Raw genomic sequence first — 11,018 nt, forward strand, 5'->3', positions numbered from 1 at the left:
ATTTAGACCTATCACACTCTATGCTATAATGTGAGTAAATTAATTAAAGGAGCTTTAATATGAATCTTGATAGTACGTTTCATCGCAGTCCTAAAAATGCATTAAAGTACTATTACATCACTAGTTTTATTGGTTTAATTGTAGTACTAGTGATTTTGAGCATATTATATTATTGTTGGTCTACTTATAATTGGTGGAACTTTATTCTATACATACTTATTACAGTTGCGGTGATTTCAGTTATAAACTTTATTGTTGGGCCATTTCTGAGATATAAATACTATTTTTATAAATTTGAAGGCGATTCAATTATTTTGAAGCAAGCTTTTTTCTTTAAAAAGGAAGAACTAAGTAAGATAGAGAGGTTGCAATATATTACAGTCAGTACAAATCCGCTAGCAAAAATATTTAAAATAAATACAATTGAATTGGTTACAGCGGGTCATGAAATTTCACTGCCGATGGTTTCAGAAAAAGAAGCAGACGTAATAGAGCATCAAGCATTAAATAGATTGAGAGGTGTAGATGACGATGTATAATCCACAAAAGCTACATCCGGTCTCATATGTAACGAGTCTAATTAATGTTATTAAAAATAATTTTATTGTAATTATTATTTTCCTGTTTAATATTAAAGATTTTAAATATGATGATTTCTATTCATACTTATGGCCAGGTATCATGACATTAATATTTTTAATAACTTTCTTTTATAATATTTTCAAAGTTTATAATACTAGATATTGGATTGAAAACAATCATTTCATCCTTACAACAGGTGTATTAAATAAAGAGCGAAAAGAACTCAATATTAGTAGAATTCAATCAGTTGATACCACTGAAGGTTTTGTGAATCAAATAGTAGGTGGCGTAGAACTTATTATTAAAACTCCAAGTGACGGTATTGAACTAAGTACAATATCAAAGAAGCAAAGTGTATCGATTGAAAGTGAGATTAAAAACATACAACAACAATTGAACGCAACGCAACAAGCTGAAGTGAATGTTGATTCTGAAAAGGATGAAGACGAGGATAATGAATCCTTAAAAAATGTACCTACTAAATCAATTTTTAAAATGTCATTTAAACAATTATTATTTATGGCAATGACTAGTGGTGCGATTGGTATTACATTAATAACATTGTCTCCAATTGTGGGAAGTTTCTCGGACATTATACCTTGGGAAAAATTAGGTGGGGAACTCTCATATGTCTTAAAATCTACTTTCTTCATAATTATTGCTATAGTGGTTGTCGTTTTAATAATGAGCTATATCATCGGTACGTGTCTCGCATTCATAAGATACTATGGATATAAAGTAACGCAACAAGGTCATCAACTTAAAATTCAATATGGCTTATTTACAAAAAAGAATGTCACTGTACCAACAAATCGACTTCAAGGTGTACTTGAACATCAATCATATCTAAGAAGATTATTTGGTTATACTTCTATTCATTTTTATATTACTAGTGACGTTGTTACTTCTGCAGAGACGAGTGATGTTAATGGACGTATAATGATTTTACCTTTTATTAAACGGCAACAAGCTTATGAAGTGATTCAATCTCTGGTACCAGAAATGCGTTTTAATACAGCTCATACTGGCATGCCACTTAGAGGTTTTCATCGACATTTTCTTATACCATCACTTATCCTTATTATTGCTAGTTTTATTGGATGGTATTTCTGGTCTACGTGGTCGTTTGCTATTGCGGGGTTATTAATCATTTTATTAATAATGAGGGCCGTATTATATGTGCGATATAGTGGTTATTACCTTGAAAATGAAGAAATTGTTATCCAAAAAGCATCATTACTTAATATGAAAAGATTCTACTTCAAACTCAATAAAGTCATAGGTATGGAAATTAGACAGCATCCTTTATTAGAAAGAAAGCATTTGGCCAATTTTAAATTTATAATCGCCAAAGGTTTTGAAAATAAAAAAATAGGTCTTAAATACACAGATGTTTCTAAAGTTAATGAATTTAAAGAGTGGTACATGAGAGGTGATACTCATGAGTAATTATAACTATATGAATAAAAAGGGTTTAAAAGCAATGCGAATGAATGCTTTGCTATGGATAACAATCTTTACTATTGCATTAATCGTATTTAGCATCTTTAATGTGTTGAAATTTCATTGGATAGATAATCGTACACTCATCATTGCTGAAATAGTTGGAGTCGTTATTTTAGGAGTCTTTTTTATATTTGTAATGCCCATATTTCGATATAAAAATTTTAGATACGCAATTGAAGAAGATGAAGTACATGTTAGAAGAGGCATTATTTTCATAAAGACAAATATCATTCCCTACTTTAGAATTCAGAACATCGATATTAATGAGGGCTTTATAATGAGAAGATATCAACTAGCTACTCTCACGCTATCAACAGCTGGTGGTAATAGTGAAATTGAATTGATAGATAAAAATGAAGCTCAAAAATTAAAGTTATTAATTAAACAAAATAAAACTAGAGATGCGCATGATATGTTAAACGGCGATGATGAATAAGATACTATGAATAGAAACTATATTGAAAGTGATTAAAGAGGCGAAGTTATGATACATGGAATAGGTATAGATTTGATAGAAATTGAGCGTATTAGAAAGGTGTTATATAAACAACCTAAATTAGTTGACCGAGTATTAACTGAAAATGAAAAGCTAAAGTTTGAAAAATTCACTCATGAAAAGCGTAAGATTGAATTTTTAGCAGGTCGTTTTGCTGTTAAAGAAGCTTTTAGTAAAGCATTGGGTACAGGGTTAGGTCAGACGATATCTTTTAAAGATATCAATTGCTATAACGATGAATTAGGTAAGCCATGTATCGACTATGATGGATTTAGAGCTCATGTAAGCATTACCCATACAGATAATTATGCAATGAGTCAAGTTACCTTAGAAAAATTAGAATAAAGGCGTTATATAATAAATGTATTAATATTTTAGTATTAAGCGAGTAGTTTCAAGGAGGACCTTTTCATGTCGGAAAAATTCTATAGATCAACCTATTTAAATGTTAATTTAGATGCAATATTAAACAATTATCAAACATTCAATCAGTTACATCATAACAAGACTGTTATATCAGTCATTAAAGCTAATAGTTATGGATTAGGTAGTGTAAAAGTAGCACATCACCTAATGGAACATGGGGCTTCGTTTTTCGCAGTTGCAACACTTGATGAAGCTATTGAATTAAGAATGCATGGAATTGATGCAAAACTACTAGTCTTAGGTGTCATTCCAACTAAAGACATAAGTAAAGCTATTCAACATCGTGTAGCTCTTACTGTACCTTCAAAAGCTTGGCTTAAAGAAGCTATTAGAAATATACCTGAAAAAAATGAGAAAAAACTTTGGTTACATGCCAAAATAGATTCTGGTATGGGTCGATTAGGTATGAAAGATGTTGAAGAGTATAAAGATGTTGTTGATATAATTAATAAAAAAGATGATCTTGTTTTTGAAGGCGTGTTTACCCATTTCGCTAGCGCAGATGAACCAGGGGATTCTATGAATGAACAGTATGAATTTTTTAAAGATATTGTTAATCAAGTTGAAAAACCAAATTACATTCATTCACAAAACTCTGCAGCTTCTTTATTAATGGATGGACAATTTTGTAATGCGATTAGATTAGGTATCTCATTATATGGGTATTATCCTTCACAATATGTTAGGGATAATGTCAAAGTACATCTTCGCCCAAGTGCTCAACTCGTTACTGAAATAGTACAAGTGAAATCTCTTAAAGTTGGCGAAACTGTGAGCTATGGACGAACTTTTACAGCTGAAAAAGAAATGAAAATTGCTATACTACCAGTTGGATATGCCGATGGTTATTTAAGAGCTATGCAAGGTGCTTATGTGAATGTTAATGGCCATCAATGTGAAGTGGTAGGTCGGGTTTGTATGGATCAGACTATTGTGAGCGTGCCTGATGATGTGAAGATGGGAGACAAAGTGATATTGATGGATAATCATATAGATTCACCACAGTCCGTTGAGTCTCTAGCTGAAAAGCAACATACAATCAATTATGAAGTATTGTGTAACTTATCAAAACGTTTACCAAGAATTTATCACCATAATGAAGAACAATTGGTTACGAACGATTTGTTAAAATAGTATAGTCACTGCGTTAAAAATTTGTTATTATAAACATAAATTAAAGGTTAAATAACAACTTTTTTGGAATCAGATGGAGGTTCTTCATATGTTATCTTTTAATCAATCTAGGAGTCACAGTCTTGAACAATCATTAAAAGAAGGCTATGCACAAATGGCCGATTTAAACCTCTCCCTAGCAACGGAAGCTTTTCCCATCGAATGTGAAGCTTGCGATTGTAATGAAACATATCTTACTTCTAACTCTAAGAATGAATGATTAGAAGAGGCGATGTTTACTTAGCTGATTTATCACCAGTTCAAGGGTCTGAACAAGGGGGAGTAAGACCTGTTGTAATTATACAAAATGATACTGGTAATAAATATAGTCCAACTGTCATAGTTGCTGCTATTACAGGTAGGATTAATAAAGCGAAGATACCAACCCATGTAGAAATTGAAAAGAAAAAATATAAGTTAGATAAAGACTCTGTTATCTTACTTGAACAAATTAGAACACTAGATAAAAAACGTTTAAAAGAGAAGTTGACCTATTTGTCTGAAAGTAAGATGAAGGAAGTTGACAACGCCCTAGATATCAGTCTAGGATTACATAATTTTGACCATCAATGATTATAGCGTTTTATATGTAGTTAACATAAATAAAATAATGAATTTAAAGACAATAACTTTATAATAATTATAACTCTTAATTAACTAGGTAACTTTAGACCGATTGCTTACATCAAGAATTTTTGCAAATCAAGACTAGTGCTACCTCTCATTAGTTAAATAGCATATAATTATAGTTATTATGTAAATACATTTATTATAAAAGAATGTCTTGAGTTTTTCGGCTTTAGGTATTCCAATCCTAAAGTCTTTTTTAGATATTAAGAAACTGTGGCTTTTTAGTTATTTGCTATTCATTTTATAGATAAAAAAGAATTCCAAAAAGTACCAGATTAAAAGCATATGGAATTGTGAATTGGAAGTAAGGAGGCACATCTTGTGGAAGAATTTAAGAAAGATTATATGGAACTTGTAAAAGAAAGTTTAACTACTGAAAACCGAACGCAACTTATAAAAAAGTGCGAAGAATTTACAAATGAAGTAATTAAAAAGGATTTACTGCCAGAAGATATTGTAGAAATTCATAAATCATATATTAACCAATTAGATTTAGAAGAAAAAGAAATACTCGGTACATTAGATGTCCTTCAAGAGGTAGTAAAAGGATTCGGTTATAGTTATAGAGATTATCAAAGATTAGTTAATAAATTACAAGTTCACGACAAAGAAATTGATTTGGCTTCTAGACTTCAGCAAACTATGCTTAAAACAGATATACCTCAATTCGATAGTATACAAATCGGTGTAATTTCCGTAGCGGCTCAAAAGGTAAGTGGCGATTATTTTAATTTAATTGATCATAAAGACGGGACTATGAGTTTCGCTGTTGCGGACGTTATCGGTAAAGGTATACCTGCTGCTTTAGCTATGAGTATGATTAAATTTGGAATGGATTCATATGGTCACTCTCAATTGCCTAGTGATGGATTAAAGCGTCTTAACCGAGTTGTCGAAAAAAACGTCAACCAAAATATGTTTGTAACGATGTTTTATGGCTTGTATGAAGAAATGAATCATCTTTTATATTGTAGTTCTGCAGGGCATGAGCCTGGTTATATTTATCGAGCTGAAACAGAACAATTTGAAGAGATTGACGTTCGTGGGCGTGTGCTTGGAGTAAGTCAGAAGACTCGATATAATCAACAAGAGATACCTATTTATCTCGAAGATTTAATAATTATCTTTACTGATGGAGTAACTGAGGCAAGAAATAGAGAAGGTGAATTTATCGATAAAGATAAATTGTTAAATTTAATACAAAAATATAAACATATGCATCCACAAGATATAGTTCAAATTATTTATGAAGGAATTTTAAAAGTTCAAAATCCTAGTAGAAAAGACGATATGACAATTTTAATTATAAAAAGAGTAAATTAATTTAACTAATTTAGATTAAAGTTTCAAGTCGTAGGGTATACATATTTTTGAACACAAATGTAGAAATGAAGCAGATTTGATAAAGACTAGGAGTGTATCGAATGAATCTTAATATAGAAACTGTAACTCATGACGATTATTATGAAGTTAAAGTTGGCGGAGAATTAGATGTATATACAGTGCCTGAATTAGAAGAGGTACTTGTACCAATGCGACAAGAAGGGACTCATGACATTCATGTTAATTTAGCTAACGTAAGTTACATGGACTCTACAGGATTAGGTTTATTTGTAGGAACGTTAAAAGCATTAAACCAAAATGATAAAGATTTATATATATTAGGTGTTTCTGATCGAATCAGTAGATTATTTGATATTACCGGTTTGAAAGATTTAATGCATGTTAATGAAGGAACGGAGGTTGAATAACATGCAATCAAGACAAGATTACATTGAAATGCGGTTACCAGCCTCTGCGGAATACGTAAGTTTAATACGTTTAACATTATCTGGTGTATTCTCAAGAGCTGGAGCATCTTATGACGATATTGAAGATTCTAAAATAGCTGTAAGTGAGGCAGTGACTAACGCTGTAAAACATGCTTATAAACAAAATACTGAAACCGGTATGATTAATTTATGTTTTGAGATATTTGATGATAAAATAAAAATAGTTATTTCAGATCAAGGTGAAAGCTTTGATTATGAAACAACAAAATCAAAATTAGGTCCTTACGACGATAACGAAAACATTGATTTTCTTCGCGAAGGCGGCTTAGGATTATTCCTTATTGAATCATTAATGGACGAAGTGAAGGTCTATAAAGAATCTGGTGTTACAATCAGTATGATTAAGTATATTAAAAAAGAGCAGGTGCGAAATAATGGCGAAAGAGTCGAAATCAGCTAATGATGTATCACCTGAACAAATTAACCAATGGATTAAAGAGCACCAAGAAAATGAAAATAGCCAAGCTCAAGATAAATTAGTTACGCATTACCGCAAACTAATAGAATCTTTAGCATATAAATATTCAAAAGGGCAATCACATCATGAAGATTTAGTTCAAGTTGGTATGGTTGGTTTAATAGGGGCCATCAATAGATTTGATTTGTCATTTGATCGAAAATTTGAAGCATTCCTAGTTCCAACCGTAATTGGTGAAATAAAAAGGTATTTAAGAGATAAAACATGGAGTGTTCATGTACCAAGACGTATTAAAGAAATTGGTCCAAGAATTAAAAAGATAAGTGACGAACTTACAAATGAGCTTGAGCGTTCACCATCCATCAGTGAAATTGCTCAACGACTTGAAGTTTCGGATGAAGAAGTCTTGGAAGCGATGGAGATGGGTCAAAGTTATAATGCGCTCAGTGTTGATCATTCTATTGAAGCAGATAAAGACGGATCAACTGTCACTCTATTAGATATTATGGGTCAACAAGATGATAATTATGATTTAACTGAAAAGAGAATGATTCTAGAACGTATTTTACCTATATTATCTGATAGAGAAAGACAAATTATTCAATGTACATTTATAGAAGGTTTAAGCCAAAAGGAAACAGGCGAACGTATTGGCTTAAGTCAAATGCATGTCTCTCGCTTGCAACGTACTGCAATCAAAAAGTTGCAAGAAGCAGCTAAACAATAAATATAAAAAGAAGTTCATTGACTGAGTTAATGAACTTCTTTTTATATGTTAGAATTTTTAACTTTAAAAAAGATTAAAGCATTCTAAATTATATCTAGGAAGAATCTAGTTATAAAATTATGTTAAACTAGTGAAGAAATTTTTAAAGAAAAGCGTGGTAGAACAATGGACAAAAATTTAATTCAAACAATCGTTGAAAAGTATTCTTTTTCAGAGAAACAAATTAAATCAGTTCTTGAACTCTTAGAAGATAACAACACTGTGCCATTTATTGCAAGATATCGTAAAGAGGCAACTGGTGGTCTAGATGAAGTTGAAATTAAGCAAATTGATGATGAATATAGATATATGGAAAATCTTCAAAAAAGAAAAGATGAAGTGATACATAGTATTGAACAACAAGGCATGCTAACTGAAGACTTAAAAAAAGATATTATTAAACAGACAAAACTACAAAGAGTTGAAGATTTATACCGTCCTTATAAACAGAAAAAGAAAACACGTGCTACTGAAGCTAAAAGAAAAGGGTTGGAGCCTTTAGCAAAATGGTTACTTCAGAAGAATTTAGATAAGAATGTTGATGAAAAAGCACAAGAATTCATAAATGAAGAAGTTTCTACAGTAGAAGATGCTATTAAAGGGGCACAGGATATTATTGCTGAACAAGTTTCAGATGACCCTAAATATCGTTCAAGACTTTTAAAAGATGTATATCATCAAGGTCAAATTGTGTCTGCTAAGAAGAAAAAAGCAGAAGATGAAAAAGAAATCTTCTCAATGTATTATGATTATTCTGAACCAGTAAAGCGTGTTGCAAATCATAGAATTTTAGCTATGAATCGTGGGGAGAAAGAAAAAGTATTAAACGTTAAAATAGAATTTGACACATCAAGAATTAAAAAAGACATTGAACGACAATTAATTCAAGTAAATAATGAAGCAAGTCCTTATATTGCAGAGGCTATTGAAGATAGTCTTAAACGATTAATTATGCCTTCGATTGAAAGAGAAGTTCGAGGAGATTTAACTCAGAAAGCAGAAACACATGCCATCGATGTTTTTAGTGAGAACTTAAGAAACTTACTTTTACAACCACCTATGAAAGGAAAACAAATTCTCGGTGTGGACCCGGCATTTAGAACGGGATGTAAGTTAGCAGTTATTAATCCTTTTGGAACGTTTATTGCTAAAAGCGTCATTTATCCTCATCCTCCAAAATCTAAAATCGAAGCTTCTGAAAAAGAACTGGTCAACATGATTAAAGATTATCAAATTGAATTACTAGCGATTGGAAATGGAACAGCTAGCCGTGAAACTGAACAATTTGTAGCAAATGTAATTAAAAAATATAAATTAGATGCTCAATTCATCATTGTCAATGAAGCGGGAGCCTCTGTGTATTCTGCTTCAGAAATTGCCAGACAAGAGTTTCCAGATTTTCAAGTTGAAGAACGAAGCGCTGTATCTATAGGTAGAAGAGTTCAAGATCCATTAAGCGAATTAGTTAAAATAGATCCAAAATCTATTGGGGTAGGTCAATATCAACATGATGTAAATCAAAAAGAATTAAGCAATGCGCTTACTTTCGTAGTTGAAACTGCAGTTAACCAAGTAGGCGTAGATGTAAATACAGCTTCAAAATCTTTACTTCAATATGTTTCAGGACTATCTTCAACTATTGCGCAAAATATTATTGATTATAGAGAAGAAAATGGACCTATTAAACATAATAAAGAAATTAGTAAAATTAAACGGTTGGGTTCTAAAACTTTTGAACAAAGTATAGGCTTTTTACGTATCGTTGATGGCTCAGAACCATTAGATAATACTGCGATTCACCCTGAGAGTTATGAAGTGACTTATGAAATATTAGAGCAACTAGGTTTAGGCGCTGATGATATAGGTACGGATCAATTAAAATCAACATTAAGTGATGTGAATATTGAAGGGCTTGCGAAACAATTGAATATTGGTGAACCCACTCTAGAAGATATTATCAAATCACTTATTGCGCCTAATAGAGATCCAAGAGATGAATTTGAGACACCAATCCTTAAATCTGATGTATTATCCATTGAAGATTTAAATGAAGGCATGAAATTAAATGGTACTGTTAGAAATGTAGTAGATTTTGGTGCATTTATTGATATAGGTGTTAAACAAGATGGATTAGTCCATGTTTCTAAACTTTCTAAGAAATTTGTAAAGAATCCTATGGATATTGTAAGTGTGGGAGATATTGTGGATGTTTGGATTCTGGATATCGATGAAAATAAAGGCAAAGTATTTTTAACGATGATTGATCCAAATGAATAATATTGAACTTCAAAGATTAACTGAAAACTTGGCCATCAAATACTTTGGAGTACCTTTCAAACATAAGGCTTATTTTAATCAACGATTACGTACTACAGGTGGAAGATATTTGTTAAAAAGCCACAATATAGAAATAAACCCTAAACAATTAAAGCATTTTGGAGAAGATGCGATAGTTCAAATAGTTAAACATGAACTTTGTCATTATTTTCTTCATCTTGCTGGTAAAGGGTATCAACACAGAGATACAGATTTTAAAGCTTTAAGCGCTAAAGTAGGTGCACCAAGGTTTTGCAATCCGACTGAAACATATGAAAGTCGAGCTAATTACAAATATCAATGTGTCAGTTGTAAAGCTAATTATTTACGTATTAAAAGAGTGAACACTCAAATAATGAGATGCGGGCATTGCGGTGGCAAACTTAAATTAGTTAAAGTTTTTGAGAAATAGAAAAAATATAAATATATATTTAGTAAAAGGGTTGTTAAAAGCAGATGCTGTTTTCTAACAACCTTTTTTATAATTGATATAAATTTTGTTGTGAAAAACATTGACAATAATTATTACATGATATATTATAGATATCGTTGTCTTAACAAGGAAAGCAAAACAAACCTTAATTAACAATATTAATTTTAAGTTAATTTTGTGTTGACAAAATGTAACCGACAATTTACAATAGTTATTGTTCTCGATAATTAAAAGTTTAATTATGCGTTTTGCCAGCGGTCGTGGCGGAATGGCAGACGCGCTAGGTTGAGGGCCTAGTGGGAGTTAATCCCGTGGAGGTTCAAGTCCTCTCGGCCGCACCAAATCATATATTTAATACTACATGCGGGTGTAGTTTAATGGCAAAACCTCAGCCTTCCAAGCTGATGTTGTGGGTTCGATTCCCATCACCCGCTCCATTT

Annotated in this window: 13 protein-coding genes and 2 tRNA genes; all 15 read left to right on the forward strand. The window is 31.5% G+C overall.

From position 1 onward, the window contains the following. Positions 1 to 59 precede the first annotated feature (59 nt). Positions 60 to 539, forward strand: coding sequence for a PH domain-containing protein (locus HMPREF2642_RS05490; protein WP_049427295.1), 480 nt, complete (start codon positions 60 to 62; stop codon positions 537 to 539). After that, positions 532 to 2,031, forward strand: a complete 1,500-nt coding sequence (locus HMPREF2642_RS05495; protein WP_070597718.1) for a PH domain-containing protein — start codon at positions 532 to 534, stop codon at positions 2,029 to 2,031. The genes HMPREF2642_RS05490 and HMPREF2642_RS05495 overlap by 8 nt, the downstream gene beginning before the upstream one ends. Next, the gene (locus HMPREF2642_RS05500) at positions 2,024 to 2,524 is read left to right on the forward strand and encodes a PH domain-containing protein (protein ID WP_049427301.1); all 501 of its coding nucleotides are present in this window, start codon (positions 2,024 to 2,026) and stop codon (positions 2,522 to 2,524) included. The genes HMPREF2642_RS05495 and HMPREF2642_RS05500 overlap by 8 nt, the downstream gene beginning before the upstream one ends. 48 nt (positions 2,525 to 2,572) lie before the next feature. Continuing rightward, complete coding sequence (gene acpS, locus HMPREF2642_RS05505; protein WP_002435510.1) at positions 2,573 to 2,929, forward strand: holo-ACP synthase; 357 nt, start codon at positions 2,573 to 2,575, stop codon at positions 2,927 to 2,929. 66 nt (positions 2,930 to 2,995) lie between these two features. Then, entirely contained in the window at positions 2,996 to 4,144 is a 1,149-nt protein-coding gene (alr, locus tag HMPREF2642_RS05510; RefSeq protein WP_049427304.1) for an alanine racemase, read from the forward strand. Positions 4,145 to 4,232: 88 nt separating this feature from the next. Next, on the forward strand, positions 4,233 to 4,403 hold the full coding sequence (mazE, locus tag HMPREF2642_RS05515) for a type II toxin-antitoxin system antitoxin MazE (protein WP_002435513.1): 171 nt from the start codon (positions 4,233 to 4,235) through the stop codon (positions 4,401 to 4,403). Beyond that, on the forward strand, positions 4,400 to 4,756 hold the full coding sequence (locus HMPREF2642_RS05520; RefSeq protein ID WP_002435799.1) for a type II toxin-antitoxin system PemK/MazF family toxin: 357 nt from the start codon (positions 4,400 to 4,402) through the stop codon (positions 4,754 to 4,756). Before mazE ends, HMPREF2642_RS05520 begins: the two co-directional genes overlap by 4 nt. A 402-nt stretch (positions 4,757 to 5,158) precedes the next feature. Further along, on the forward strand, positions 5,159 to 6,136 hold the full coding sequence (locus HMPREF2642_RS05525) for a SpoIIE family protein phosphatase (RefSeq protein WP_211181889.1): 978 nt from the start codon (positions 5,159 to 5,161) through the stop codon (positions 6,134 to 6,136). A 101-nt stretch (positions 6,137 to 6,237) separates the two neighbouring features. Then, positions 6,238 to 6,564, forward strand: coding sequence for an anti-sigma factor antagonist (locus HMPREF2642_RS05530; RefSeq protein WP_002435753.1), 327 nt, complete (start codon positions 6,238 to 6,240; stop codon positions 6,562 to 6,564). A gap of 1 nt (position 6,565) precedes the next feature. Next, positions 6,566 to 7,045 (forward strand): anti-sigma B factor RsbW, encoded by a 480-nt coding sequence (gene rsbW, locus HMPREF2642_RS05535; protein ID WP_002435518.1) that lies wholly within the window; start codon positions 6,566 to 6,568, stop codon positions 7,043 to 7,045. Further along, on the forward strand, positions 7,020 to 7,790 hold the full coding sequence (sigB, locus tag HMPREF2642_RS05540; RefSeq protein ID WP_002435824.1) for an RNA polymerase sigma factor SigB: 771 nt from the start codon (positions 7,020 to 7,022) through the stop codon (positions 7,788 to 7,790). Before rsbW ends, sigB begins: the two co-directional genes overlap by 26 nt. 165 nt (positions 7,791 to 7,955) lie before the next feature. Then, complete coding sequence (locus HMPREF2642_RS05545; RefSeq protein WP_070597719.1) at positions 7,956 to 10,106, forward strand: Tex family protein; 2,151 nt, start codon at positions 7,956 to 7,958, stop codon at positions 10,104 to 10,106. Beyond that, the gene (locus HMPREF2642_RS05550; RefSeq protein ID WP_037551231.1) at positions 10,099 to 10,557 is read left to right on the forward strand and encodes a SprT family protein; all 459 of its coding nucleotides are present in this window, start codon (positions 10,099 to 10,101) and stop codon (positions 10,555 to 10,557) included. Before HMPREF2642_RS05545 ends, HMPREF2642_RS05550 begins: the two co-directional genes overlap by 8 nt. Before the next feature lie 275 nt (positions 10,558 to 10,832). Continuing rightward, positions 10,833 to 10,919 (forward strand) — tRNA-Leu (locus HMPREF2642_RS05555). A 22-nt stretch (positions 10,920 to 10,941) separates the two neighbouring features. Further along, positions 10,942 to 11,015, forward strand: a tRNA-Gly gene (locus HMPREF2642_RS05560). Positions 11,016 to 11,018: the final 3 nt, after the last annotated feature.

It is taken from the genome of Staphylococcus sp. HMSC055A09, assembly GCF_001809655.1.
Lineage (GTDB): Bacteria > Bacillota > Bacilli > Staphylococcales > Staphylococcaceae > Staphylococcus > Staphylococcus capitis.